This window comes from Pseudarthrobacter sp. TRD_SC_9 (genome assembly GCF_055361265.1).
The window spans coordinates 2,898,967-2,924,244 of sequence record NZ_CM143956.1 but is presented as its reverse complement, the minus strand read 5'-3'; the positions used below and the strand labels follow the sequence as shown (position 1 = coordinate 2,924,244).

Below are 25,278 nucleotides of genomic sequence, written 5' to 3'. Positions count from 1 at the left end.
TGTGCCGTCCCGGGGACGGGGTGACAAGCGGCCGGTTTCACCGTAGCTTTGCGGCATCCGGCGAACAGGGGGATGGCGAATGGATTTCTTGGAAACAATCATGTTTCCGTTCCAGTGGGTGGTTTCCGCCATCATGGTGGGCTTTCACCAGGGCTTCAGTGCGTTGGGCATGCCTGCGGCGGATGGCTGGACCTGGACGCTTTCGATCATCGGGCTGGTGTTGGTGATCCGTGCCGCCCTGATCCCCGTGTTCGTCAGGCAGGTCAAAGCGCAACGCCAGATGCGGTTCCTCCAGCCTGACCTGATGAAGCTCCAGGACAAGTACAAGGCTAAGACTGATCCGCTGTCCCGCCAGGCCATGGCTCAGGAGCAAATGGCGCTGTACAAGAGGCACGGTACCAACCCGTTCTCCGCGTGCCTGCCCATGCTGATCCAGGTGCCGTTCTTCTTTGCGCTGTTCCAGGTCCTTTCCGGAATCAGCACCAGCGCCAGGGAGGGGGAGGGGATTGGTGCGATGAGCCCCGGCCAGGTGGAGCAGTTCAACCAGTCCGGCATCTTTGGCGCCCCGCTGACTGCGTCCCTGCTCCAGGGTGGCGGCGGTGACCCGGCCGCGGTCACGGTACTGACCATCGTGATGATCCTGGTCATGACGGTGGCACAGTTCGTCGCGCAGAAGCAGATCATGGCCAGGAACGTCCAGGAGGAGGCAAGCCAGAGCCCGTTCATGCGCCAGCAGAGGGTGATGCTCTACATCCTGCCCGTGGTGTTTGGCGCCGGCGGCATCATCTTCCCCATCGGTGTCCTGATCTACTGGAGCGTCACCAACATTTGGACCATGGTGCAGCAGTTCTTCATCATTGGCCGGAGTCAGCCAGGCCAAGGCCCTGGTGAAGTTCAGGCGCAGCCCTACGCTTGAGGATCCCATCCCAGCCTGCGGCTCAGTTCGCGCGTTGCAGGGCTGAGGGCGGCAAGAATGCTGTCCTGCAGCGCGGCCTTCCCCGCGGGCCCGGCGGGCGTTGCCTGGACACTGTACGCGTGCGTGACGGCGATTGCCGCCACGGTCCTTCCGCTCCTGTCCCGGACTGGTTTCGCGATCGAAGCCAGACCTTCAGTCACCTCACCGAATTCACGGGCGAAGCCCTGCCGCCGAGTCGCGATCAGTTGCAGGTTGAGTTCCGCGAACGTAGCGGGTCCCCGGCCGGTTCGTAGTACGAAAGCGAAATTCGGCGGAAACAGTGCGCGCAGTTGCTCATTCCCCAGGTTTGCCAGAATCACTCGACCGGATGCTGTCAGATGGGCCGGCAGGCGCACGTCCTTTGCGGTCACGAGTGGAGCCCGCGACGGTGCCGGCTGCTCGTGAATGTACAGCGTCTCATGGCCGTGCAGGACCGCCAGGTGCGCTGTTTCGCCAAGCTTGAGGACCAGCCGTTCGAGGACGGGCCGTCCGTACCTTGCCAGCGGTGCCTGGATGGCGAAGGCCTGGCCGATCTCCAAGGCCGCAACCCCCAGGGCGTAGGCCTGTTCTTCGGGAATGTGCGTGACGTAACCGAGCGATTGCATGCCCCGCAGCAGGCGAAACGTCGATGATCGTGGGGCGTCCACGGCCTCGGCGATCCGGGCAGCTGAAACGGGTGTTGCCTGCGTGGCGAGGTAGCTCAGGATGCGCAGTGAACGCAGGGAATTGTCCGTTTCGCTGCCCACCACGCCTCCTGTGACCTGAATCTCATATCTGAGACTGCATCCGCCGGATTTCCATTGTCCCCTTTATCGCGTCGCGGTGTGATTGATCTAGTCGATGAAACCGCCGCACTCCACCCTTGGAACGCAGCAAAAATGTCAGGAGAAAAACCGATGGCCATTACCTCCGAGGCGCCGCGCACAGCCTCGCGCCACATGTGGAAGCTGTTTGTCTATAGCGGGATCGGCGCCTTCATGTTCTTCGTCCCGATCACCATTGCGGGCAAGAACACCATCATGCTGGACCACATCGTCACGTTCCTCCAGGCGAGCATCGGGCCGGTGTTGCCTTTCTACGCATTGGCCGTGATCGTGGCCGGCGCCGTGTATCCCTTCGTGACGGGCACGTGGAAGAAATCCGCTGTGGAGATGGTCTTTTCGCTCCTCAAGGTGGTGGGCATGGCCGTCGGCTTCATGATGGTCTTCCGGATAGGCCCGGCATGGCTGTTCGAGCCGGGCATGGGGCCCTTCCTTTTCGAGAAACTGGTGATCCCGGTGGGCCTCCTGGTGCCCATCGGCGCCGTTTTCCTGGCCCTGCTGGTCAGCTACGGGCTCCTTGAGTTCATCGGGGTGATGGTCCAGCGGGTCATGCGTCCCATCTGGCGCACTCCCGGGCGTTCTGCAATCGACGCAGTCGCCTCGTTCGTGGGCAGCTATTCCCTGGGCCTGCTCATCACCAACCGGGTCTACAAAGAGGGCAAGTACACCGCCCGTGAATCGGCCATCATCGCCACCGGCTTCTCCACCGTTTCCGCGACCTTTATGGTCATTGTGGCCAAGACGCTGGACCTGATGGGCCAGTGGACCGCCTACTTCTGGGTCACCTTCCTGGTGACGTTCCTGGTTACTGCCATCACGGTCCGCATCTGGCCTTTGAACAGCATTCCGGACGACTACCACCCGGATGCCACTGCGCAGCCGGAGGAAGAAATCACCGAACGGCGGCTTTCCGTCGCCTGGCGCGAAGCGCGGGAAACGGTCGCGTCAGCGCCTTCCCTGGCCGTCAACGTCTGGGTCAATGTCCGCGACGGCGTGCTGATGACCATGGCAATCCTGCCGTCGATCCTGTCTATCGGCCTCCTGGGCCTGGTCCTGGCCACCTACACCCCGGTCTTTGACTGGCTGGGCTACGTCTTCTATCCCTTCACCTGGGCCCTCCAGTTGCCCGAACCCATGCTCGTGGCCAAAGCCAGTGCAGTGGGCGTTGCTGAAATGTTCCTTCCAGCGCTCCTCGCAGCGGAAGCTGTTCCGGTAGTGAAGTTCGTGGTGGGCGTGGTCTCGGTCTCCGGCATCATTTTCTTTTCAGCCCTGGTGCCCTGCATCCTGGCGACGGATATCCCGATTTCACTTTGGAAAATGGTGGTCATCTGGTTCCAGCGGGTTGTCCTCACCCTGATCCTGGTGACTCCCATCGCATTCCTTCTCTTCCCTTCCTAGGGGCACAATGGGTCCATGACTCGTATCGCCATTATCGGCGGCCACGGCAAAGTGGCCCTCAAGTTGTCCGGACTCCTCACGGCCCAAGGCCACAGCGTCACGTCGTTCATCCGCAACCCCGACCACAGCGCCGACGTCGCGGAAACCGGTGCAACGCCGTCGTACCTTGACGTTGAACACTCCACGACGGCGGAACTGGCGACGGTCTTCAACGGCCACGACGCCGTGGTGTGGTCAGCGGGAGCCGGGGGAGGCAGCCCCGAGCGCACCTACGCGGTGGACCGGGACGCCGCCATTCGATCCATGGACGCGGCGGCGGAGGCCGGGGTGCAGCGCTACATTATGGTGTCCTATTTGGGTGCCGGACGGGATCACGGCGTACCGGCAGATCACGGCTTCTTCCCCTACGCGGAGGCAAAGGCAGCCGCCGACGAACACCTCCGCGGCACCGGTCTGGACTGGACCATCCTTGGCCCCGGTTCCCTGACCGACGGCCCCGGCACAGGAAACATTGAGATCGATCCCGGGCCGGAGGGTGGGAGCGAGACCTCCCGCGTGAACGTGGCGCTCGTCGCCGCAGCGGTGCTGGCCCTGCCGGAGACCGCGCAGCGGACCATCGCTTTCCGGGACGGGAACACTCCGGTAACTGAAGCGCTGAAGGTGGAACCGCAGTAAGCCGGTGGCATCCGGGCAGCCGGCTGTCCGGACGGCACTTCAGACGGTTGAAGCCATTGATCGCGCCTGCCAGATGTCCAGCGCATGGTCCTTGGCCAGAAGCCCTGCAGCGGTCACGGCGCCCTGTACAACGACGTCGGCTCCAAGTTCCGAGACGATGATTTCCGGTGCCGGCAGATGAAGGTCGCGGGGGAGTGCGTCACGGGCTGCTGCCACTATTGAGCCCACGCCCACCGAAACCGCCCCGCAGATGACCACCCGCTGGGGGTCATACATGCTGCCAAGTACGCTCACTACCCGGGCGAGCACAGCACCGACATGCGCGACGACCCGGGCGGCGTCCGGGTCCCCCTGCGCAGCCAGCTCCAACACCAGGCGCCCGTCAATGGACGCAGGCGGGATCCGGGCCAATGCACCGTCAGGATCCACCTCTCCGGCGGTGACCGCATTGCGGGCCCATTCGGCAGCCCGGTGGCCAAGGCCCTCGGGACCTTCCACCCCGGCAACGTGGTTGAAGGCGATCATTTCACCTACCCCGCCGTGGGCACCGCGGAGAAGGTGACCGTCTATGACCACTCCTGAGCCAAGACGGGTTCCGGCCAGCAGAGCAACATAGTTATCGCATCCGGTTGCTGCGCCAAATTTGCCCTCAGCCACCGCCGCCAGCGATGCGTCGTTGTCTACCCTGACCAAGGGAGCCCACCTGGCCAGCACGTCGGTAAGATCCGGGTTCATACGCTCCCAGAAGCCCTCCGGGTGAACAGGAGACCGCCCGTGGCGGTCAACCGGGGCAGGGACGCCTGCGCAGATGGCTAGGACGTCCCCTGGTGACCGGCCCGCCTGGCTGAGCGCTGCACCAATCGCGGCATCGATCGAAGCCCGGCGCTCTTCAACGGAGTCATGGCCGGGCTCCAGGCCCTGCCGAAGCTGTGCCAGTTCTGTGCCGCCGAGGTCTGAGACCCGGACTGCCAGGTGTTCGCGGCCGGCGTCAAGGCCCACCACGACGCCGGCGGTGCTTCGCAGGCAGAACCGGCGCGATGGCCGCCCCGTCCGGTATTCCCCGGCTATCCGGGCATTGGGGAGTTCCATCAGCAGTCCTAACTCCACCAGCGCGTCAAGAGCCTCGATGGTGGTGGAGCGCGTAAGGCCCACGTCTTCCAGGGCGTCACCTGCTGTGAACTCGCCGGCGTCCCAGGCGTAGGCAAGGACTGTGCCGCGGCTGGTCGGGCGTCCACCGCCATCGTGGGATTTTTTCGACACAGGTATTGCCCTTTCTCGTTCTCTTCTGCCAGTATCTCTTATTGAAAGTTTATTCGAGGTGTAAATTTACTCACCGTATCAACACGGCCGCTAGGCCAACTGTCGGAAGGACAAGGGTGTCTTTGAACTTATTGCGCTCAAAACGCATGACTGGGGTGGGCCTCTGCCTGACCCTCCTCGCCGGCTTCCTCTCGGGGTGCACAGGCGATTCCGGCAAGGAAACCATCCGATTTACGTTCAGCAAGCGCGAAGCCATCCCCTTCATGACGCAGCTGGTTGACGACTACAACTCGTCCCAGGATGCTGCCCAGGTTGTGCTGGATACGTCAGGCGTTGACGTTGTTTCCGCGAGCTTCGTCCGCGGCAACCCACCGGATATTGCGCTGGCGAACTACAACATGGAATCTGCCAGGTTCGTGCAGCGCGGCGCGCTCAGCGACCTGTCCGGTACAGATGCTGCTGCCCGTATCCGCGAGGACCTGCAGCCGCTTATGGATCAGTACGGGACGTATCCGGACCGGACCAGCGCATTGCCGTACTCGATCATGGCGTCCTCGGTGATCTACAACAAGGAAATTTTTGCTGCCCACGGCCTCGAAGTTCCGAGGACCTGGAGTGAACTGATCAGGGTCTGCGAGACCCTGAAGTCCTCAGGCGTAACACCGTTCTACGCTACGTGGAAGGACGACTGGACTGTGGGCCAGGGATGGTTCGATTACTCAGTGGGCGGCCAGCTGGATACGATCGACTTTTTCCATAGGCTCAGCGGACAGGGCGTCGACGTTGGCGCCGGGTCAGAGGTCTCCTTCCAAAAGGACTTCATCCAGCCTGTCGGGAAGATGATGGAGCTCGCAACAAGCTACGTGAACACGGACGCGGCGAGCCGAGGTTACGGCGATGGCAACCTGGCTTTCGCGCAGGGCAGCGCCGCCATGTATTTGCAGGGCCCCTGGGCGTTCAGCGAAATTGCCAAGACGGCTCCAGACCTCGAACTCGGTACCTTTCCGTTGCCCATGACGGATAATCCCGAGGACTCGCGGGTCCGCGTCAACGTTGACCTCGCAGCGTGGATCCCGGAAGCATCCGAGCACAAGGAAGCCGCCCGCAACTTCCTTGAGTACCTCTACCAACCGGAAATCATCAACGCCTACAACAAGTCACAGCTGGGCTTCTCGCCGTTGAAAGATGCGGCAGGAGCCCTGGATCCCCGGGTTGAAGGGATGGTCGATTACGTAGATGCCGGAAAGGTCTATCAGGGGCCATCGGTACTGGTGCCCCGCACCATTCCCGTCTTCAACTACACGCAGGCGCTGGTACTGGGCGAAGATCCTGCATCCACCCTCCGAACACTCGACGCAGACTGGGCGCGGCTGGCGTTCCGCCAGTAACGCAGAATAAGGGAGCCAGCCACATGTCCACCACCACACTCACCAGGTCAGGAAAGGACCGCCTTGCACGCCATAGCGGGCGTCGGGTCGAGCCGATCTACTACCTTTTTCTCCTGCCCAGCCTCGTACTGTTTACGCTCGCCATTGCGGTGCCCGCAATCGTCGGAATCTTCTTCAGCTTCACCGACTCCATAGGAATCGGAGACTGGGACTTCATCGGTTTCACGAATTACATAGCCACCTTCAGCGATCCTGCCATCCTGCAGAGCTACCTGTTCACCTTCGGATTCTCGACAGTCACAGTGGTTGCGGTGAACGTCATCGCCTTCCTCCTCGCCGTCGGGCTTACTTCACGTATCCGGATGAAAACGGCACTGCGCACCATCTTTGTCATCCCGATGGTGGTCTCCGGCATCATCATTGCCTACGTCTTCAACTTCCTCTTCTCGAACTCACTGCCATCAGCCGGTACCGCGGCAAACCTTCCCTGGCTGGAAACAAGTCTGCTGGCCAATCCTGACCTCGCCTGGACAGCCATTGTGCTGGTGACGGCCTGGCAGGCGGTGCCCGGCGCCTTGCTCATCTACATCGCAGGGCTCGTGTCCATACCGTCGGATGTGTACGAAGCCGCCGACATCGATGGTGCCGGCAAAGTCCAGCAGCTCCTGAAGATCACGGCTCCCCTCATGGCGGGCTATGTGGTTATCAACATCATCCTTGGCTTCAAAGGCTTCCTCAACGCCTACGACATCATCGTCGGCCTCACCGGCGGCGGTCCCGGTACTTCAACCAGAAGCATCGCGATGACCGTCATCGCGGGCTTCAACGGCGGCGACTACGCCTACCAGATGGCCAACGCGACGATCTTCTTCGTCGTTGCCATTCTCATCTCCCTCGTACAGCTTTCGGTGACCCGCGGACGGAGCACACTCTGATGTCCAAACAATCCACTCTCGTCGCTGGTCTTGTTCCAGCTGCCCGGGCCACGGGCACCAGGAGCAGCAAAGCTTCCACGAACGTCAAGGCTGAGCGGGTCAACTGGTCCGGCACAACGATCCTCGTCCTGTGTGCAGTCACCGTGCTGTTGCCGCTGTACGTAACGGTTTCGATGGCTTTCAAGAGCCAGGGACAGGCCGTAGACGGCAATGCCTTTTCCTTTCCGTCCCCGCTTAGCTTTGACGGGTTCGTTCAGGCCTGGACACTGACCAACTTCCCTGTTGGTGCCGCCATGTCAATGCTGGTCACAGCAGGCACCGTAGTCGCCACGATCGTCCTGGCCGCATTCGCGTCGTACGCGATCGTGCGGAACTGGGAGCGGAAGCTGTTCCGGTATTCGTTCTTCTACCTGCTCGGGGCAATGTTCATTCCGTTCCCGGTTGTCGCGTTGCCGCAGATCCAGCTCACCGGCCGCCTCGGCCTGGACAATCCCATGGGCGTGATACTGCTCGCCACCATGTTCCAACTGAGTTTCAGCGTGCTGCTGTTCACGGCATTCCTGCGCTCGATTCCCATGGAGCTTGAAGAAAGCGCCCGCATTGACGGCGCCACGACGTGGCAGACATTCTGGAAACTGATCTTCCCTCTGCTGGCACCAATGAGCGCAACGGTTGGTATCTTCGCGTTCCTTTATGCCTGGAATGACTTCATGATGCCTTCGCTGATCATGTCCGACCCGGCCCTGCAAACCCTCCCGGTACGGCAGAACCTCTTCCAGACGCAATTCAGCAACAACTACCATGTGTCCTTCGCGTCCTACCTGATGGCCATGGCACCGGCAATCGTCGCCTATCTGTTCACGCAGCGCTGGGTCATGGAAGGCGTCACCCAGGGAGCAGTCAAAGGCTGACCTCTCATCACCAGGCAACAACCAACACCAAGAAAAGGATCATCCCTTGTCCACTACCGCCACCCTGGCAACTCTGTCCGGCTCCAGCCTTTCCACCGACCCTAACTGGTGGCGCCAGGCCGCCGTCTACCAGATCTATCCGCGCAGTTTCGCCGATTCCAACGCAGACGGCCTGGGGGACCTCAAGGGCATTACCGCGAAGGTCCCGTACCTGAAAACGCTGGGGATCGACGCCGTCTGGCTGAGTCCGTTTTATCCCTCGGCGCTCGCCGACGGAGGGTACGACGTTGACGATTACCGCAACGTCGACCCCAAGCTGGGCACCCTGGACGATTTCGATGAAATGGCATCAGCGCTGCACGGAGCAGGTATCAAGCTGATTGTGGACATTGTGCCCAACCACTCCTCCGACCGCCACGAATGGTTCAAGGAAGCGCTGGCCTCTCCGAAGGGCTCGGCGGCCCGGGACCGCTACATCTTCCGCGACGGCCTGGGGCAGGACGGCGGGTTGCCGCCGTCGGACTGGGATTCGGTCTTCGGCGGCCCGGCGTGGGAGCGCATCACGGAACCGGACGGCACGCCCGGCCAGTGGTACATGCACATCTTCGCCAAGGAACAGCCGGACTTTAACTGGGACAACCCGGAGGTCCGCGAGGACTTCCTGAAGACCCTGCGCTTCTGGTCAGACCGCGGCGTGGACGGCTTCCGGATCGACGTTGCCCATGCATTGACCAAGAACCTCGAGGGCACCCTGCCCACCAAGGCAGACCTTGAGGCAAGGAGCCACGGAACGGATGGCTTCGTCGACGGCTCACACCCCTATTGGGACCGCGACGAGGTCCACGCGATCTATGCCGAGTGGCGCAAAGTTTTCAACGAATACACCCCGCCGCGCACCGCCGTCGCGGAAGCCTGGGTGCATGCGGACCGCCGCGCCCGCTACGCCAGCCCCGAGGGCCTGGGCCAGGCTTTCAACTTCGACCTCCTGCAGGCCGACTTCGACGCCGCCCAGTTCCGGAAGATCATTACCAAGAACCTGGCTGAAGCAGCATCATCCGGGGCATCCTCCACCTGGGTGTTCTCCAATCACGACGTCGTCCGGCACGCCACGCGCTACGGGCTGCCGGCCACGGAAGCTCCGGCCGAGGGCGAAATCATGGCCGGCCAGGCCGGCAAGCAGTGGTTGCTGGACGGCGGCCGCCAGGAGGAAGTCGACGTCGAACTCGGCCTGCGCCGTGCCCGCGCCGCCTCCCTCCTGATCTTGGCCCTGCCGGGCTCCGCATACCTGTACCAGGGCGAGGAACTGGGTCTGCAGGAAGTGGGCAGCGAAATCCCCGACTCCGAGCGCCAGGATCCTGCCTTCTTCCGAAACAAGGGAGTAGACGTCGGGCGCGACGGCTGCCGGGTGCCGCTGCCGTGGAAAGCTGAAGGGACCTCCTTCGGATTTGGCGGCGACGGCGCGCACCTGCCGCAGCCGGAATGGTTCAGCCGGTACGCAGTGGAATCCCAGGACGGTACGGATGGCTCCACCCTGGAGCTGTACCGTGCCGCCCTGAAGCTGCGCCGCGAACTTCAATCTGCCGAAACCCTGGAGTGGCTGGAAAACCCCACTCCGGGAGTCCTGCACTTCACCCGCCCCAATGGCTGGCAAACGGTGACCAACTTCGGGGACACCGCCGTCGAGCTTCCTGAAGGAACGGTGCTGATCAGCAGCTCCCCGCTGGAGGACGGCAGGCTTCCCGGCAACTGCACCGTCTGGCTTCGCTGACAGCCGATTGTGACCGAGCCGGCGAGGCATCCTTCTATTTCCCCTGGAGGCTGCCCGCTGGTCACAATCGGTAAATAGTGACTTTTGTACTTATTGGTCTCTTCGGATCGGCTGCTGGCTTAGCCTTTGCCCAGCGCGGAAAGATACGGTAGTAGCATGACGTCTATTTCCACGGCCGCAACCACCCGGCTTGATCGCAACATCCCCGCTGACATCGCCCGTTCCTGGCTTCTGGTTAATGCCATGAAGACTGAGCTTTTTGACCAGTCGGCGGTCTCGCGTGCGGATTCGATCATCCTGGACATCGAGGATGCCGTGGACCCGTCGCAGAAGGACGAAGCGCGCGCCAACGTCATTGACTGGCTGACTGCCGGCGGCAAGGCCTGGGTCCGCATCAATGACGCCACCAGCCCCTTCTGGGCCGACGACCTCGCAGGCCTGCGCGGCACCCCGGGGCTCCTGGGCATAATGCTGGCCAAGACCGAATCTGCGGACCAGGTCACGGAAAGCTTCCACCGCATGGACGGCAAGACTCCCGTCATCGCACTCGTGGAGTCCGCGCTGGGCATCGAGGAAGCCAACCACATCGCCAAGGCCCAAGGCGTGTTCCGGCTGGCCTTCGGGTCGGGTGACTTCCGCCGCGACACCGGCATGGCAGCCACGCCGGAGGCCATGGCCTACCCACGCGCCAAACTGGTTGTTGCCAGCCGCGTCGGCAACCTGCCCGGCCCCATCGACGGCCCCACGGTCGGCACCAACCACCCGATCCTCCGCGAACAGACCGGCATCACTGTCATGATGGGCATGACCGGCAAGCTGTGCCTCGCCATCGACCAGACCAACGTGATCAACGAGGTCATCAGCCCCACGCCTTCGGACGTCGCGTGGGCCACCGACTTCATGGCAGACTTCGAGGCCAACGGCCGCGTCATCCGTGACGGCTCGGACCTGCCGCGCCTGGGCCGCGCCGAAAAGATCATGAAGCTGGCCGTAGCGTTTGGCGTTCAGCCCGCGCTTTAACGCCCACCGTCAAGAGAAGTGCCGAGGACCCCGTGACCGATACCCGTTATCTGGTCCACGGGGTCTCTTGGGATGGACCGCCTGCACAATCGCCGGAGTACGACGGCGGTACGCCGGCCTTGCGGATCCAGTCACCTGCCGGGGCGGCCCTCAGCAGCGTCAGCCTTCAGCCAGGTTCCCGGCTCGGGTTCCGGCCCGTGGTCCAGGGCAGGTTTTGCCTGGGGCACCACAGGGTGTTCTCCGCCTCCAAACGTGAGCACGTCCTCTGCCCGGGCAACTCGCCGGCCGTCAAAGGCAAACAGTGCGAACCGTGTTTTGCCATGGACCATTCCCGGCTCATCCATGACTTCCACCGTGGCGGCCAGGTCCCGGATGGGCTGCGTAGCTACCTGATGCAGGAACACTGGCTGTATGTCGCCACTTTTGCGAACGGCACCAGCAAGGTAGGTACTGCCTCGAACCTGAGGAAATGGAACCGGCTGGCCGAACAGGGCGCCGTGGTTGCCAGGTACGTCGCACGCGCGCAGGATGGTGGCGTGGTGCGGGTCCTGGAGGACCTGGTCACGCAGGAGGCCGGGCTGACCCAGCAGGTGCGGTCGGCGGCTAAGGCGGAGGCCCTGACGGTGCCGAGGCCAGGTGTTGAGCTGGACTCCCTCAACCGGAGCCATGCGTCTACGGTCCGTGCCCTGCTGGGCGAGGCCGCCGTCGTGGATTTTGAGTTGGTGGACGAGCCCTGGGTGCGCCCGGCTCAGGCGGCATTACTGTGCGGGGCCGGGGAGCGGCACGCCTATCCGCATCCACTGGACGCCGGGCAGCATGGCTTCGGCATAGTGGCGCTCTGCGGGGCGAATGCGCTGGCAACCCTGGAGGGCAGCGAGGCGCAGTTTGTGGTGAACCTCGGCCAGTTGGCAGGCACAGTCATCCAGCTGGGGGACTTCATCTCCGAGGTGCCCGCCGTCCAGGAACCGTTGTTCTAAGGCCGTGCCGCGAAGTCTCGGTAGACTGGCTCGGTGCTGAACGAATTCTGGGCCACCGCGCCCAAGTCCTACAAAATCCTGGTCTTCACGGCTATGGGTCTGATCGCTGGCGGTATCATTCTGAACCTTGCAGGCAACACCAGCGGCAACTCCGCCCTCGCTACGGCTTCCCTGCCGCTGATCGGGTTGGGACTTCTCCTGCACATCATCGGGATAGTTGTCCGCGGCCAGGCCATCCGGAAGAACCTGCGCCGGTAACCTTTCGGGCAAGCCGGAAGCCTGCAGCTAGGCTTGAGACCATGAGTATTAATCCGGACCTGCAGGGCCGCAGCTACCCTGCCGCAGAGGTGTACGACGTCGGACGCGAAAAAATCCGCGAATTCGCCCACGCCGTCAAAGCCACCAACCCAGCACATTTCGACGTCGACGCGGCCACCGCGCTGGGCCATCGCGACCTCGTTGCACCGCCCACCTTCGCCATCATCGTGGCGCAGCGCGCGGATGCGCAACTGATCGCGGATCCGGCATCCGGAATAGACTTTTCGCGAGTGGTCCACGCGGACCAGCGCTTCACCCACCACCGGCCTATCGTCGCCGGCGACCAGCTGGTAGCCGAGCTCCACGTGGACGGGGTCCGTCCCATGGGCGGCGGCGCCATGATCACCACCCGATCGGAGATCCTTGCGCTTGCCGAAGACGGCAATCGCGAGAAGGTCGCCACCACCACCTCATCACTTTTGGTCCGCGGAGAGGGGCAGTAGCCATGAGCTCAAAGATCACCGAACTCAGCGTCGGCCAGGACATCGGCAGCCGCACCATCGATGTCACCCGCCAGGACCTGGTCAAGTACGCCGGTGCCTCCGGAGACTTTAACCCCATCCACTGGAATGAGGCATTCGCCACCTCGGTAGGCCTGCCCGGCGTCATCGCGCACGGTATGTTCACCATGGGTTCCGCCGTGCAGTTGGTCAGCGACTGGGCAGGCGACCCCGCCGCCGTCGTGGATTACCAGACGCGTTTCAGCAAGCCCGTGCCCGTGGCAGACACCACGGGAACTCCCGACGCCGGCACGCAGATAGAGGTCAGCGGTACCGTCGGTGCACTCGATCCTGAGGCCGGAACGGCACGCATCGACCTGACCGCCACTGCCGGTGGAGTGAAGGTGCTGATGAAGGCCCAGGCCGTCGTCAGGCTGTCCTGACCAGGAAGCCTGCCCGCCGGCCGCGGGATGGCGAGGCTGCGTCCGGTTCAGCGTCCACGGCTGCCGCTGACAGGCAGCTCTCACTCTGGCGCACCGGAGTGGTCATTGCCTACGCGGCCAGCGGCCTCGCCTTCTCCTCCTGGGTCTCACGGCTTCCCGCCATCAGGGACAGCCTTGACCTGACGCCGGCCAACATCGGACTCCTGTTGCTGTGCCTGTCGCTGGGTTCGTTCGCCTCGGTGTCAGCATCCGGCCTGATCGTGCTGCACTTTGGATCCAAGGGGACTATCCGCATTGGCAGCCTTATGGTGGGCTCTGGTCTGGTCCTTGCCGGCCTCGGAACCACCGTCCTGGCGCATCCGGTGGCCGTGGCGGCGGGGCTGGCCATCATCGGGCTGGGAACAGGCAGCTGGAACACGGCCTCCAATGTGGAGGGCGCCGCCGTCGAACGCGCCCTTGGCCGGCACATCATGCCCCGGCTGCACGGTGCCTTCAGCCTGGGAACAGTGGCCGGTTCCGGGCTGGGTGCCTGGGCAGCGTGGGCGGGCCTTCCCGTCATGTGGCACCTGGCCGCTGCCGGTGCCGTCGTCGCGCTCTCAGTTTCCACGGCGTCGGCCTGGTTCCGTGCGGACATCGAACCGGTCCCGACGGAACGCGTATATCCGCCGGATACTTTGGAAGATCCGCAGACCGGCCCCATCCCCCTCCTCCCGCTGGCAGATTCCGCGGATGTGCCGCTGGACAACAAGCGCATGATTGCCCAGGCCTGGCACGACAAGCGGACCCTGTTGATCGGCGTGATGGTGCTGGGGCTGGCGCTGGCCGAGGGAGCCGCGGCAGATTGGGTGGCTTTGGCTCTGTCCGACAGTTACCACCAGTCAGACGCCGCCGGAGCGATGGGCTACGGATTGTTCGTGACATTCATGACCGTGGGGCGCTTCGCCGGCACCCATCTGCTGGACCGCTATGGCCGCGTTCCAGTGATGCGGGCCTGCGCCACCCTGGCAGTGGCCGGCCTTGCACTTTTCGTCTTCGCACCCGCCCCCTGGGTGGCGTTCGTTGCCCTGGCGCTGTGGGGGTTGGGTTCCTCGCTCGGCTTCCCGGTGGGCATGTCGGCCGCCGCCGACGATCCCGCCAAGGCTGCCGCCCGCGTTTCGGTGGTCTCCACCATCGGATACGGCGCATTCCTGTGCGGCCCCCCGTTGCTCGGACTATTAGCCGAACACGTTGGCATCCTGCACTCGCTGCTGGCCGTCCTGGCCATGCTGGTGGTCAGCTTCCTGTTGTCACCGGTGGCACGCAAGACGGGCTGACCTGGCGTCGTCCACGGACTAGGCTGGTGGGGTGACCCAGACTTTGCTTTCCCAGCTGACCACTGCCGCCGTCGGAGGCCCCGCAGCTACCTTCATCGAAGCCCGTACGGAGGCGGAAATTATCGATGCGGTCCGCTCGGTGGATAACGCCGGCGGGGAGTTGCTGATCGTCAGCGGGGGCTCCAACCTGTTGATTTCCGACGACGGGTTCCCCGGTACTGTGGTCCGGCTGGCCTCCGAGGGATTTACCGTTAATGCGGAAGACTCGTGCGGCGGTGTTGCGGTGGTGGTCCAGGCGGGCCATGACTGGGATTCGCTGGTGAAGCACGCCGTGCTGCATGCCTGGTCCGGACTGGAAGCACTGTCCGGCATCCCCGGCTCCACCGGCGCCACTCCCGTGCAGAACGTGGGCGCCTATGGCTCGGATGTCTCCCAGACCATCGCGGCAGTCCGGACGTGGGACCGTGAGCAGAACGCCGTCAGAACCTTCACCAATTCTGAGCTGAAGTTTGGGTACCGTGATTCCCTGCTGAAGCAGACCACGGTCAAAGGCTCGCCGCGGTATGTGGTGCTCACCGTGGAATTTCAACTGCCGCTCGGGCGCATGAGCGCGCCCATCCGGTACACCGAATTGGCCCGCTCCCTGGGCGTCGAGCCCGGTAAGCGGGCGTACGCCACCGACGTCCGGCGCGAGGTACTGCGGCTCCGCGCTTCCAAGGGCATGGTGCTGGATCACTCGGACCGGGACACGTACTCCACGGGTTCGTTCTTCACCAATCCCGTGGTGTCCGCTGCTGTTGCCGACGGGCTTCCGGACGATGCGCCACGCTATCCTGGAGGATCCGAGGGCATGGTCAAGTTGTCCGCTGCATGGCTGATTGAGCATGCGGGATTTGCCAAGGGATACGGCCTGGACGCGGACAGCGCATCCGGCGGGCGGGCGTCATTGTCCACCAAGCACACGCTCGCCATCACCAACCGGGGTTCCGCCACCGCCAAGGACATGCTCGCAGTGGCCCGCGAGGTCCGGGACGGCGTTCGTGACGCCTTCGGGATTGCCCTGCACCCCGAACCGCTGCTGATTGGCCTGGAACTCTAGCTCCGTGTGGCGTGCCCTCACCCGACGGTGGCGCCTCAGCGGAGGCGTTCCCGGCAGATCCTAGGATGGGGGCATGGCTAAAAATTCGGGGGATCAGCTGAACGGCAAGGTCATGGGCAGGCTCAGGCTCATCAGCCAGGGCATGCTTGGATCCGGCTTCAGCAGTGTTCCCGATGCTGTCCGGTGGATGACCGCAATGCAGGCCCAGGACCTTGCTGCAGCCATGTGGGCCGTAGGCTGCCGGGTTCCCGGGCCCCGGCTCAGCGACGTCCGGACAGCGATCGACGCCGGCACCATCGTCAGGTCATGGCCCATGCGTGGAACGCTGCACCTGGTGGCGCCGGAAGACCTCCGCTGGATGCTGGACCTGACTGCCGAGCGGCTGCTTCGCTCGGTGGCGTCACGGCACCGCGAACTTGGCATTACCTGGCCGGACATTGAAAAGTGCCGTGATATTGCGCTTGGGCTGATTGCGGCCGGCGGCCCCGCTAGCCGGGCAGGGTTGTTCTCGGCGTTCGAGGCGGCCGGCCAGTCAACCCAAGGCCAGCGGGGCATCCACATCCTGGGGACCCTGTGCCGTCACGCCTGGCTGGTGCTCGGCCCGCTGGCAGGCAACCAGCAAAACTTTGCGGCCTTCGACGACTGGATTCCGGTCTCCCGCAGACTGGAACGGACTGAGGCCCTGGCCGAATGGATGTTCCGTTACTTCAGCAGCCACGGCCCGGCAACCATCCGTGACTTCGTCTGGTGGACACAACTGCCCTTGACCGAGGTGCGGGCGGCCTTCGAAGCCGTGCGGGGCCAGCTGGCACGCCTGGAACTCGAAGGCACCGAATACTGGATGTCACCCCGGGTTGCTGCATTGCTGGAGGAAGGAGTCCCCGGCCAGCGGTCAGTCCTGCTGCTGCCCGGATTTGATGAGTTTGTCCTGGGTTACCAGGACCGGAGTCTGGTCCTGGCATCCGAGCATGCCGGCAAGATTGTGCCCGGCAACAACGGGGTGTTTAAAAAGACGCTCGTTGCCGGGGGAGAGGTCATTGGCACGTGGGCGCTCCAAGGCACGGGCACGAGTGTCGGCGTCGTGCCTGTGCTTTTTGACGGGCGCAAGCCGCCGGTCTTCAGCAAGGCGGCGCGGCAATACCTGGACTTCCTCGCCGGTTAAGCCGCACGAGCGGCCCTCCCTGGCCCGCAAAGGCGGTGCTGGGCAACACCGCTTTTGCGGGCCAAGGCCGCTTGTATCCTCAGGTCCTTGTCCGATCAGTTGTCCACATAAGCTGTTATGCCACTTTCGCTGCCCCTGATCGCCACAGAGCCTAGGAAGATGACTCCTGAGAAGCTCCGGGAATTGGTGAGCGGTCACTGGCCGGGCAACGTGATCGCCTCAACGGCCCAGTTGGTTGCGGCCGGTATGGACGAACGTACTCTGACTTCGGCGGTCCGCAGTGGTGTAATCGTGCGGGTGAGGCGTGGAGCATATGTTCGTAGTTCGGCGTGGAACGGACTCAAACCATGGGAGCGGGACAGAATGCTCGTCTGGGCGCATTACGAGTCCACGTGTGGCGGGTCGCTGTACAGCCATGTCAGCGCAGCCCGGCTGCACAATTGCCAGGTATGGAATGTCGGGCGGCTCATCCACGTCACCACCGGCTACGCCAATTCGTCCAAGAGTTCCGGGCCTGATGTCAGGACGCATCGCCTGCCCCTGGCCGATGCGGATACAGTTGCTTGGCCGTTGAAAGATGGGAGGCAGATCCGGGTAACCAGCCTTGAGCGGGCCGTGTTGGATTGCGCCCGCATCCTGCCGTTGGAACAGGCCGCGGTGATCGGCGATCATGCCCTGCAGAAGGGAGTTGATCCCGATCAACTGGGTCGGCTGCTGGCCGGAAGTTCCATAAAGCGTGGTGCCCGCCGGGCCGCCCTGCTACTGGGTGCCCTCGACGGGCGTTCGGAGTCGGCAGGGGAGACCCGGACCAGGCTCCAACTTCAGTCCTTCGGTATCAGAATTTTGTCCCACAGGTTTCCGTGGACACGCGGAAAGGGCTGTTTCGAGCGGATTTTGCTGATCGGGAGCAACGGATCATCATCGAATTCGATGGGCAGGGCAAATACTCGGACTACCGGCCCACGGCAGACGTACTCCTTGCCGAGCGCAGCCGGGAAAGCGCCCTGATCGAAGCAGGCTGGCTCATCCTACGTCTCGACTGGGACCAGTTGGCCCGCCCGGCCGAGTTCCGTGCACGGCTGCTGGCCATGGTCGAGCGTTCACGACGCCTCGCTGGAAAAAGCGGCCCTGGCCCGCAATAACGGTGCTGGGCAGCAACGCTATTGCGGGCCAGGGCCGCTTATGACGCTGGGCTAGAGGTTGCCGGTGGCGATGTTGAGCATGCGGCGCAACGGCTCGGCAGCGCCCCAGAGGAGCTGGTCGCCGACGGTGAAGGCACTGATGTAATTCGGACCCATTTCCATCTTCCGGATCCGGCCTACGGGAATGTCGAGGGTGCCGGAGGCAGCAACAGGGGTCAGCCCGGCCATGGAATCTTCCTTGGTGTTGGGGATGACCTTGGCCCACTCGTTGTCTTTGGCCACGAGATTCTCGATCTCGGCGACGGACAGGTCCTCGCGGAGCTTCAGGGTCAGTGCCTGGGAGTGCGAGCGCATGGCACCGATCCGGATGCAGAGGCCGTCCATGATGACGTGGTTTTCGGCCGAGGTGCCCAGGATCTTGTTGGTTTCCACACCGGCTTTCCACTCTTCCTTGGACTGGCCGTTGCCCAGGTCTGCATCGATCCAGGGGATCAGCGAGCCGGCCAGCGGCACCCCGAACTGGGTGGCGTCGATGGCAGTGCGCTGGTGGGCAAGGACCTTGCGGTCGATGTCCAAAATGGCCGATGCGGGATCGTCCAGTTCGGTGCTGACCTCTGCGTTCAGCGTGCCGAACTGGCTGAGGAGCTCCCGCATATGCCGGGCGCCACCGCCGGAGGCCGCCTGGTAGGTCATGGAGGTACCCCACTCCACCAGGTTGTTCTTGAAGAGTCCGCCAAGGCCCATCAGCATGCAGGAAACGGTGCAGTTGCCACCGATGAAGTCCCTGGTGCCGTTGACGAGGCCCTTGTCGATGACGTCGCGGTTGATCGGGTCCAGCACGATGATCGAATCGTTGTTCATGCGCAAGGTGGAGGCGGCATCGATCCACAGGCCGTCCCAGCCTCGGCTGCGCAGCTCGCTGTGCACCTGCTTGGTGTAGTCGCCGCCCTGTGCGGTGACAATAATGGGCAGCTTAGCCAGGGTGTCGACGTCGAACGCGTCCTCGAGCTTGCCGGCACCTTCGGCAAAGGAAGGCGCGGCACCTCCCGCGTTGGACGTGGAGAAAAACACCGGGTTGATGTTGGCGAAGTCGCCCTCGTCCTGCATGCGCTGCATGAGGACGGAACCGACCATGCCGCGCCATCCGACCAGGCCGACGGAAGGGGTAGCTGCTGTAGTCATCCGCCCAGTTTAGTCGCCCCATCGGGCACCGCGCAGTCGGTTACGTCACTCATTTGGCTGAAAGGGCGTAACGGCGATGCCGACCCAGTATAGGCGGGCCTTGTGTCCTCGGCCCTGTATTAGTCGAATTGCCGGGAGGTAGGATCCGGAATTCCACGTTCCCGTCGGATGCGCTTGGCCCGCGCCGCGATTGCGGCCAGACGCCCGGCGTAAACCGCGCCGCCCAAACCCACAACGGTCAGGGCCAATGCACCCCATAGCGGTTCTTCGCCGCTGGCGGTGGGGCCGGTGACGAGCAGCAGCGAAAACGCGGCGAGGGCCGCGAAGAACACGGCCATGACCGTAAAGCCGCCGGCCGTACGCACGGTGGGATGCGAGCTCGCCGTGAGGACTCCGATCTCGTCCCGGGCGTAGCTGTGCAGGCCGCCCTCAACCGTGCGGCAGAGGACGCGCTTTTCGCCACGCGCCATTGCCTGCTCATGGTAAGCACGGACGTCATTGTCGTGGTTGGTTGGGTGGGCGCCGTTGTTGCCCGGAATCCGGTTCTGCACTTTTAATCCTGTCGAATGAGCCGGATCTGGTCCAGCACCTGGTCGTCGGAGAGGCCTGAGAGCTCCTCGATGGGTTTCGCAGGAGTGTCCAAGGCTCCATGCCCTACGGTCCATGTATCGCCGGTGCGCTTGATCAGCAGTTGCTGACGCGCGGGATCCTCCAGGAGCCGCACCGTGACCCCGCCGGCGGGGTTGTCCTCGAGGTGCTTGCGGACAATGAAGAAGTTGGCCTCGGCCGGGCTGACATCGGGGCGCTGCGCCATGGCAAACCAGCTCAGGTAAGCCCGGGGTTGTAACAGGATCCGGTACTCCGTGGACTCGACAGAGAGGACGTTGTCCACCGAATCGGCAGTCAGGAGATTGAGCTGGACCCGTTTGGTAGCTTCGGTGAGGGCTGCTGTGACTGCGGCAACCGGCCCCGAAACGGACAGTTCCCCTCCTTCGGCCACTGTTGCCGCGCCACGCGCCACCAGCGATGACGCTCCCGCGGAGAGCAGGCCGGCGTCTTCACGTTCCTGCCCCAGCCTTAGGGCTTCGGCGGACGCTGTGGAGGCCGGACCCGGACGGAGGTTCAGGAGCACCAGAAGTTCGGCGAAGCCAAATCCCAGGGAGTCCGGATATACCTGCCCGGGGGCCTGCGGCACGGAAGTAGTCGATTCAGTCACTGGAGTTTCTCCTCAGTTCTCAGAAGCCAAAAAAGTCGCCGACAGCATCCGCGCCGTCGCTCAGTGCATCACCAACGGCTTCCGCTCCGTCGGCGATCTTATCGCCCACGTAGTTCACCGAATCGTGGATGACGGGGACATTGTCGTAAAGTGCGAGCGCGCCGCTGGCGACCATGCAGACAGTACCGGCAGGCGGCGGCAGGAAGGACCCGGCCCCCAGCAGGGCTTTGGTGGTGGAATAAGCGGCCGAACCGTAATCGCCATCACGGACCGCATTGTAGGCGTCCAGACTGTCCAGGCCCACGCCGAGGACACCCAAACCCTTGCTGGCGACATCCAGGTACTTGAAGGCCTTGGTGGCGTCGTCGAGGCTCAGGACCTCGTGCAGTTTGCCCTCGAAAAGGTTGTTGGACATGTTGAAGAACTTGCTGAACTCGCTCGAGTTCTGGAACGCCCGCCAGGCTGCGGGATCCAGGAAGTCACCCACACGTGACTTGTGGAGCATGGCACCAATGTCGAAGAGTCCCGCCCGAAGGTTGGGGAAGGCTTTCGTGAGGGAGTAGATGTCCCAGCCGTCGCGGAACGGCGAATCCGGGTCTGCCAGCCAATCCGGGCCTACCGGACTGTTGCCGGATCCGCCGGAGCCGTTTCCAGACCCGCCCGAGCCGTTGCCGGACCCGCCGGATCCGCCGAGGTTGCTGGCCCTGTCCTGTTCGTCGGCGTTCTTAAGGAGCAGCTTTGATTCCTGCTTGAGCCGGGTGGCGGCCTTTTGCAGGAGCATCCGATGGTTCTTGTTCCACTCGGACTGGAAGCGCTCCGCATCGGCGCCTTTCCAGGCGCGCGTGTTGTTGATCTGACTGCTCAACTGCGTTGACTGCTGGAGCAGCAAATCAGCGGACTGGCCGAACTGTTGGGCAAGCGTCCGTAATTGGGCGACGTCCGCGCCCCACATGTCTCCAGCCAATAGCCTGCCCCGTAATTCCTGGCGCGGATGAAACGCGCAATCCGTTGTGATTCTGCCTCAGAGTACCCGGCACGGGCGTCTGTCGCGATGGGTACACCTGCCCATCGCACAAAGCCGGAAGAATTACTCTGTGCGGCCTTCCTGCAGCAACGCGGCCTTCCGCGCCCGCAGGGCGAAGAAGGCGCCGAAGGCAAACACCTGGGTGACCACAACGAGAACGATGATGCCCACCATCTTGTTGCCGCCCAGGATGGTGGTCAGGCCGACGATGGCCGACAGCAGGGCAAGCAGGGGCAGCAGCATGTAGCCAAGGAAGAAGAGGGTCTCTGGTTTCTTGAGCATGTCAGCTTTCGGTCCTGGTCCAGTGGGTGAATTTGTAGCGGGTGCCGTTCGCGCCGGTGAGCCAGCCTTCGGCCGGTTCAGTGGCAACCGGGGACCAGTCGGCGTCGAGTTCCGGGGCGTAAGTGTCGCCGTCGGCGTCGACGTCGATGGTGGTCACCACGGCGGTATCGGCGAGAGGCAGGGCCTGGCGGAACACCTCGCCGCCGCCAAGGATCCAGACCGTCCCGTTACCTTCCGCGAAGCGGGACTCGATCAGCGCCTCATCGAGTGAACCGACCACGACGGCGCCATCGGACTCGGGCGCCGTGGCCCAGTCCGGATTGTGGGTAATCACAATATTGGTCCGGTTGGGCAGGGGACGGTACTTTTCCGGGAAGGACAGCCATGTTTTGCGGCCCATCACGACCGGATGCCCTTGGGTGAGCCGGGTGAAGTGCCTAAGGTCCTCGGGGAGGTGCCAGGGCATATCGCCCTCCCTGCCGATGACTCCGGCGGGGGTTTGCGCCCACACCATCGCGACGCCGGTGATGCTGCCGGCCAGGTTCTCCGTGAAATCAGGTGTGGTGTTCATACCGCGATCGGCGCCTTGATCGTGGGGTGGTGCTGGTAGTTGACTACGCTGAAATCGTTCAGTGTGTAGTCGAAGATGGAGCCCGGCTTGCGGGTGATCTCCAACTGAGGGTACTCGTATGGGTCACGTTCCAGTTGTTTGAGCACCTGGTCCACGTGGTTGTCGTAGATATGGACGTCGCCCCCGGTCCACACGAACTCACCCGGCTCCAGCCCGGCCTGCTGTGCCACCATGCGGGTGAGCAGTGCGTACGAGGCGATGTTGAACGGTACGCCCAGGAACATGTCTGCGGAGCGCTGGTACAGCTGGCAGGACAGTTTTCCGTCAGCTACGTAAAACTGGAAGAACGCGTGGCATGGCGGCAGCGCCATGTCCTTGAGCTCAGAGACGTTCCAGGCCGAGACAATGTGCCGGCGGGAGTCCGGATTGGCTTTAAGGTTCTCCACCAGTTCCGCGATCTGGTCGATGTGCCCGCCGTCCGGGGTGGGCCAGCTGCGCCACTGCACACCGTAAACAGGGCCGAGTTCACCCTGGGCGTCAGCCCACTCGTTCCAGATCGTCACGCCCTGATCCTGCATCCACTTCACATTCGATTCACCGCGCAGGAACCACAGGAGTTCTACCGCCACGGACTTGAAGTGGACCCGCTTGGTGGTCATGAGCGGGAAGCTCTGTGCCAGGTCGAACCTCAGCTGCCGGCCAAAGACACTGGTGGTTCCGGTGCCGGTCCGGTCCGACTTGTGCGTGCCGTTGGCCAGGACATCGCGCAACAGATCTTCATACGGGGTTGGGATAGTCACGGCTAAAGTCTACGGCTTTCCGGCCGTACGCGTCCGGCGCAGCTGGCTGCGGAGCAGATCCAGGAGAAGCTCGTCGCTCAGGCGTGCCTCGAGGCCCGCCGAGATCAAAAGGTCGACGGCGTCAGTCACCTTGGACGGCACCGTGACCCCGGGCTTGCCGCCGCTTCCGCCCGCTGTTGGGGCAACCACCGTTCCGGCCCGCCGCCGCGACTGGATCTGCCCGGACGCCTCCAACTCCTTGTAGGCCCGGGCTACGGTTCCGCTGGCCAGGCCGAGGTCGGCCGCCAGAGCGCGCACAGTGGGCAGTCGACTGCCCGGGGACAACGCTCCGGTGGCGATCAGCGCGCTGATCTGTGAGCGGATCTGCTCATAGGGCGGGGTCGCGGAGGTGAGGTCAACAGACAGCAGGGGATCCATCAGCGGTGCTGCACCACTTCGACGGGGGAGTCCTGATGGCGGGGGACGAAGGACCGTACAGGGATCAGCACCAGGACAACCGCCGCTGCACACAGGAGTGCGCCGGCGATCATGGCCGGATCCCATTTCAGGTACGCGTCGGTTGGTGCCAAGGGGTTGCCCAGGCCGAAGAGCCAGCGCCAGGCGAAGCTTTGGCTCGACATCAGAAGACCGCCCTGGGCCAGAAGGAACGCGGCGACGGTGCGTACCAGCCGGTAAATGCTGATGCCACGTAATGCCGTATCGAGCCCGGCAACGTGCCCGCCACAGTTCTGCCGGTGCCGGATGAGCAGCAGCGGCGCAAGTGCCAGCACCATGACCACGGCAGTGGCGATGGCCGGAGCAACCCATCGGTATTCCGGCCCGTACAGCATCGCGCCGGCGGTGAAGTCACCGTGAATGGTAACTGCCAGGACCGTCAGGAAGACGGCCGCAGCCACAACAGCCACCGTGAAAAGCGCCGGGCTGATCGGCTGGCGGGGCATGGCCTTTTCGGTGCCAGGCCGGCCGTAGTTTCGCTGGAGCAGGAGTTCACCGAACGCGATGGTGAGCAGGACTGCCCCTGCCATAACGGCAACCAGGATGGCTGGCTGCGTCAGCACGACCACGCCGAACGGCAGAACCAGAAGAAGCAGGGCTGCCCCGACTGCGGCCATAGGCAGGGCAGCGCCCATGGAAACGATCAGCCGGGTTGCCGGCTGGGCGGCCTCTCCGGGCGCGGTGAGCGAACGGTCCGGACGGGTAGCCAGCAGCGAAGTGAGCCGGGGTGGCCGCCACCCCCACATCACCAGCAGGATGCCCATGGAAATGAAGCCCGGATAGTTGACCCAGACGCTGGGCCGGGGTAGAGCAGGATCCGGGAGGGCGGCGTAACTGCCGGCGATGGCAAGCAACCCGCCGGCAACAGTTGCCACGGTGCGCAGCAGCCGGTTCATGGCGATGGTCCGCAGGAGGTCGTTATCAGCAGGATCGAGGGTCTCCAACTGCCGACGCCGCGCAATGAGCGCCAGGACCGCCCATGTGCCCAGCGCCAGGACAGCGAGGGCGCCGCCGAGGTAAGCGGCCAGCAGGTACCCCGGGATCCGCCCATCCCTCCCGGCGTCCCGATACATAGGACCGGATGAAGGATTCGCGTTCGGGTCAGGGGAAATTTCTGTGGGCGGGATGGCTCCATAACCGGGAAGTGTCGCCGTGTAGCAGATAGCTAAAGCCGTAGCAATAAAGATTCCAGCGGTGATCCATGCAAGATTGCGTGGCAGGAAGTCGGCAATGCGCCTGACGGAAAGGGGTGCTGTCCGGTGGGTCTTCAGCGGCTCCGGATACGTGACTTGACCAACGGCATGAATTGCCAGCACGGTCAGGATCGGCAAGGCCAGGGCGGTGAGTATCTCGGAAGTGCTCGAAGGCGTGTGGCTGTCGTACGGCGTGCTGCGGAGGATGCCGGCGTTCACCGCGCCCTGCAGCGAGCTCCCCATCCAGCCCATGATGCCGATCCAAAGCGCGTGCTGCGAGATGGATTCCGCTGTGGCCCTGCCGCCTGGCGCAACAATCACCCATCGCAGCAAGACGTACACGCCAACTGCCAGGGCCAGGGGCCACAACAGCACCAACGGAGGCACACCGGCAAAGGTGACTCCGAGTTCCGGAAAGCCCACATGTCCCCCAACGCCCGTACCAGGTTTTGTATCAATGTATCAAGTATTTGATACAAAACGGCGGCGG

27 protein-coding genes and 1 pseudogene are annotated in these 25,278 nt (G+C 63.6%); 17 read left to right on the top strand and 11 right to left on the bottom strand.

The window, feature by feature from the left end:
- Positions 1–79: 79 nt before the first annotated feature.
- The gene (yidC, locus tag ACWA13_RS13615; protein ID WP_463934715.1) at positions 80–916 is read left to right on the top strand and encodes a membrane protein insertase YidC; all 837 of its coding nucleotides are present in this window, start codon (positions 80–82) and stop codon (positions 914–916) included.
- On the opposite strand, the gene ACWA13_RS13610 is transcribed toward yidC, so the two are convergent.
- Entirely contained in the window at positions 907–1,701 is a 795-nt protein-coding gene (locus ACWA13_RS13610; protein ID WP_463934714.1) for an IclR family transcriptional regulator, read from the bottom strand. The genes yidC and ACWA13_RS13610 overlap by 10 nt on opposite strands.
- Before the next feature lie 150 nt (positions 1,702–1,851).
- On the opposite strand from ACWA13_RS13610, the gene ACWA13_RS13605 reads away from it, so the two are divergent.
- A complete protein-coding gene (locus ACWA13_RS13605; RefSeq protein WP_463934713.1) occupies positions 1,852–3,174 on the top strand; it encodes a YjiH family protein in 1,323 nt (440 codons plus the stop codon).
- A 15-nt stretch (positions 3,175–3,189) separates the two neighbouring features.
- A complete protein-coding gene (locus tag ACWA13_RS13600) occupies positions 3,190–3,849 on the top strand; it encodes an SDR family oxidoreductase (protein ID WP_463934712.1) in 660 nt (219 codons plus the stop codon).
- Positions 3,850–3,888: 39 nt separating this feature from the next.
- On the opposite strand, the gene ACWA13_RS13595 is transcribed toward ACWA13_RS13600, so the two are convergent.
- Positions 3,889–5,109 carry an ROK family protein gene (locus tag ACWA13_RS13595; RefSeq protein ID WP_463934711.1) on the bottom strand — a complete coding sequence of 407 codons (1,221 nt, stop codon included), beginning with the start codon at positions 5,107–5,109 and terminating at the stop codon, positions 3,889–3,891.
- A gap of 146 nt (positions 5,110–5,255) precedes the next feature.
- Here ACWA13_RS13595 and ACWA13_RS13590 point away from each other — a divergent pair, with 146 nt between their 5' ends.
- From ACWA13_RS13590 to ACWA13_RS13525, 14 genes and pseudogenes are all read left to right on the top strand, one after another.
- Complete coding sequence (locus ACWA13_RS13590) at positions 5,256–6,497, top strand: ABC transporter substrate-binding protein (RefSeq protein ID WP_463937934.1); 1,242 nt, start codon at positions 5,256–5,258, stop codon at positions 6,495–6,497.
- Between the two features lie 23 nt (positions 6,498–6,520).
- Complete coding sequence (locus ACWA13_RS13585) at positions 6,521–7,432, top strand: carbohydrate ABC transporter permease (RefSeq protein ID WP_463934710.1); 912 nt, start codon at positions 6,521–6,523, stop codon at positions 7,430–7,432.
- Positions 7,432–8,343 carry a carbohydrate ABC transporter permease gene (locus ACWA13_RS13580; protein WP_463934709.1) on the top strand — a complete coding sequence of 304 codons (912 nt, stop codon included), beginning with the start codon at positions 7,432–7,434 and terminating at the stop codon, positions 8,341–8,343. Before ACWA13_RS13585 ends, ACWA13_RS13580 begins: the two co-directional genes overlap by 1 nt.
- Positions 8,344–8,389: 46 nt before the next feature.
- A complete protein-coding gene (locus ACWA13_RS13575) occupies positions 8,390–10,111 on the top strand; it encodes a glycoside hydrolase family 13 protein (RefSeq protein ID WP_463934708.1) in 1,722 nt (573 codons plus the stop codon).
- Between the two features lie 156 nt (positions 10,112–10,267).
- The gene (locus ACWA13_RS13570) at positions 10,268–11,131 is read left to right on the top strand and encodes an HpcH/HpaI aldolase/citrate lyase family protein (RefSeq protein ID WP_463934707.1); all 864 of its coding nucleotides are present in this window, start codon (positions 10,268–10,270) and stop codon (positions 11,129–11,131) included.
- Positions 11,132–11,163: 32 nt separating this feature from the next.
- Positions 11,164–12,108: a DUF2797 domain-containing protein gene (locus ACWA13_RS13565; protein WP_463934706.1), complete on the top strand. Its 945-nt coding sequence runs from the start codon at positions 11,164–11,166 to the stop codon at positions 12,106–12,108.
- 33 nt (positions 12,109–12,141) lie between these two features.
- Positions 12,142–12,366, top strand: coding sequence for a DUF3188 domain-containing protein (locus ACWA13_RS13560; protein ID WP_463934705.1), 225 nt, complete (start codon positions 12,142–12,144; stop codon positions 12,364–12,366).
- A gap of 41 nt (positions 12,367–12,407) precedes the next feature.
- Positions 12,408–12,869 (top strand): FAS1-like dehydratase domain-containing protein, encoded by a 462-nt coding sequence (locus tag ACWA13_RS13555; RefSeq protein WP_463934704.1) that lies wholly within the window; start codon positions 12,408–12,410, stop codon positions 12,867–12,869.
- Positions 12,870–12,871: 2 nt separating this feature from the next.
- On the top strand, positions 12,872–13,309 hold the full coding sequence (locus ACWA13_RS13550) for a MaoC family dehydratase (protein WP_463934703.1): 438 nt from the start codon (positions 12,872–12,874) through the stop codon (positions 13,307–13,309).
- Between the two features lie 98 nt (positions 13,310–13,407).
- Positions 13,408–14,622, top strand: a complete 1,215-nt coding sequence (locus ACWA13_RS13545; RefSeq protein WP_463934702.1) for an MFS transporter — start codon at positions 13,408–13,410, stop codon at positions 14,620–14,622.
- A 31-nt stretch (positions 14,623–14,653) separates the two neighbouring features.
- A complete protein-coding gene (locus ACWA13_RS13540; RefSeq protein WP_463934701.1) occupies positions 14,654–15,721 on the top strand; it encodes a UDP-N-acetylmuramate dehydrogenase in 1,068 nt (355 codons plus the stop codon).
- Between the two features lie 73 nt (positions 15,722–15,794).
- Positions 15,795–16,883: a winged helix DNA-binding domain-containing protein gene (locus tag ACWA13_RS13535; RefSeq protein WP_463934700.1), complete on the top strand. Its 1,089-nt coding sequence runs from the start codon at positions 15,795–15,797 to the stop codon at positions 16,881–16,883.
- Between the two features lie 117 nt (positions 16,884–17,000).
- A pseudogene (locus tag ACWA13_RS13530) lies at positions 17,001–17,189 on the top strand (type IV toxin-antitoxin system AbiEi family antitoxin domain-containing protein); the annotation flags it as partial.
- 554 nt (positions 17,190–17,743) lie between these two features.
- Complete coding sequence (locus ACWA13_RS13525) at positions 17,744–18,025, top strand: hypothetical protein (RefSeq protein WP_463938009.1); 282 nt, start codon at positions 17,744–17,746, stop codon at positions 18,023–18,025.
- A 51-nt stretch (positions 18,026–18,076) separates the two neighbouring features.
- Here the strand turns inward: ACWA13_RS13525 and asd are convergent, their stop codons facing one another.
- The 9 genes from asd to ACWA13_RS13480 form a co-directional block, all read right to left on the bottom strand.
- The gene (gene asd, locus ACWA13_RS13520) at positions 18,077–19,207 is read right to left on the bottom strand and encodes an aspartate-semialdehyde dehydrogenase (RefSeq protein ID WP_463934699.1); all 1,131 of its coding nucleotides are present in this window, start codon (positions 19,205–19,207) and stop codon (positions 18,077–18,079) included.
- A 119-nt stretch (positions 19,208–19,326) separates the two neighbouring features.
- Positions 19,327–19,758: a hypothetical protein gene (locus ACWA13_RS13515; RefSeq protein ID WP_463934698.1), complete on the bottom strand. Its 432-nt coding sequence runs from the start codon at positions 19,756–19,758 to the stop codon at positions 19,327–19,329.
- Positions 19,759–19,760: 2 nt separating this feature from the next.
- Positions 19,761–20,423 (bottom strand): hypothetical protein, encoded by a 663-nt coding sequence (locus ACWA13_RS13510; RefSeq protein WP_463934697.1) that lies wholly within the window; start codon positions 20,421–20,423, stop codon positions 19,761–19,763.
- Between the two features lie 19 nt (positions 20,424–20,442).
- Positions 20,443–21,375, bottom strand: coding sequence for a WXG100 family type VII secretion target (locus ACWA13_RS13505; RefSeq protein WP_463934696.1), 933 nt, complete (start codon positions 21,373–21,375; stop codon positions 20,443–20,445).
- Between the two features lie 135 nt (positions 21,376–21,510).
- Positions 21,511–21,729, bottom strand: a complete 219-nt coding sequence (locus ACWA13_RS13500) for an NF038396 family protein (protein ID WP_463934695.1) — start codon at positions 21,727–21,729, stop codon at positions 21,511–21,513.
- Between the two features lies 1 nt (position 21,730).
- On the bottom strand, positions 21,731–22,300 hold the full coding sequence (locus ACWA13_RS13495; RefSeq protein ID WP_463934694.1) for a dihydrofolate reductase: 570 nt from the start codon (positions 22,298–22,300) through the stop codon (positions 21,731–21,733).
- Positions 22,297–23,100 (bottom strand): thymidylate synthase, encoded by an 804-nt coding sequence (locus ACWA13_RS13490; protein WP_463934693.1) that lies wholly within the window; start codon positions 23,098–23,100, stop codon positions 22,297–22,299. The genes ACWA13_RS13495 and ACWA13_RS13490 overlap by 4 nt, the downstream gene beginning before the upstream one ends.
- A gap of 9 nt (positions 23,101–23,109) precedes the next feature.
- Entirely contained in the window at positions 23,110–23,517 is a 408-nt protein-coding gene (locus tag ACWA13_RS13485; protein WP_463934692.1) for a GntR family transcriptional regulator, read from the bottom strand.
- Entirely contained in the window at positions 23,517–25,211 is a 1,695-nt protein-coding gene (locus ACWA13_RS13480) for a hypothetical protein (protein ID WP_463934691.1), read from the bottom strand. Before ACWA13_RS13480 ends, ACWA13_RS13485 begins: the two co-directional genes overlap by 1 nt.
- Positions 25,212–25,278: the final 67 nt, after the last annotated feature.

Bases quoted from the DNA above. Each gene is read 5' to 3' on its own strand.
- yidC (WP_463934715.1), top strand. From the start codon at position 80: ATGGATTTCTTGGAAACAATCATGTTTCCGTTCCAGTGGGTGGTTTCC.
- ACWA13_RS13500 (WP_463934695.1), bottom strand. From the start codon at position 21,729: ATGCTCAAGAAACCAGAGACCCTCTTCTTCCTTGGCTACATGCTGCTG.
- ACWA13_RS13605 (WP_463934713.1), top strand. From the start codon at position 1,852: ATGGCCATTACCTCCGAGGCGCCGCGCACAGCCTCGCGCCACATGTGG.
- ACWA13_RS13580 (WP_463934709.1), top strand. From the start codon at position 7,432: ATGTCCAAACAATCCACTCTCGTCGCTGGTCTTGTTCCAGCTGCCCGG.
- ACWA13_RS13495 (WP_463934694.1), bottom strand. From the start codon at position 22,300: ATGAACACCACACCTGATTTCACGGAGAACCTGGCCGGCAGCATCACC.
- ACWA13_RS13590 (WP_463937934.1), top strand. From the start codon at position 5,256: ATGACTGGGGTGGGCCTCTGCCTGACCCTCCTCGCCGGCTTCCTCTCG.
- asd (WP_463934699.1), bottom strand. From the start codon at position 19,207: ATGACTACAGCAGCTACCCCTTCCGTCGGCCTGGTCGGATGGCGCGGC.
- ACWA13_RS13570 (WP_463934707.1), top strand. From the start codon at position 10,268: ATGACGTCTATTTCCACGGCCGCAACCACCCGGCTTGATCGCAACATC.
- ACWA13_RS13505 (WP_463934696.1), bottom strand. From the start codon at position 21,375: ATGTGGGGCGCGGACGTCGCCCAATTACGGACGCTTGCCCAACAGTTC.
- ACWA13_RS13550 (WP_463934703.1), top strand. From the start codon at position 12,872: ATGAGCTCAAAGATCACCGAACTCAGCGTCGGCCAGGACATCGGCAGC.
- ACWA13_RS13600 (WP_463934712.1), top strand. From the start codon at position 3,190: ATGACTCGTATCGCCATTATCGGCGGCCACGGCAAAGTGGCCCTCAAG.
- ACWA13_RS13585 (WP_463934710.1), top strand. From the start codon at position 6,521: ATGTCCACCACCACACTCACCAGGTCAGGAAAGGACCGCCTTGCACGC.
- ACWA13_RS13535 (WP_463934700.1), top strand. From the start codon at position 15,795: ATGGCTAAAAATTCGGGGGATCAGCTGAACGGCAAGGTCATGGGCAGG.
- ACWA13_RS13485 (WP_463934692.1), bottom strand. From the start codon at position 23,517: ATGGATCCCCTGCTGTCTGTTGACCTCACCTCCGCGACCCCGCCCTAT.
- ACWA13_RS13555 (WP_463934704.1), top strand. From the start codon at position 12,408: ATGAGTATTAATCCGGACCTGCAGGGCCGCAGCTACCCTGCCGCAGAG.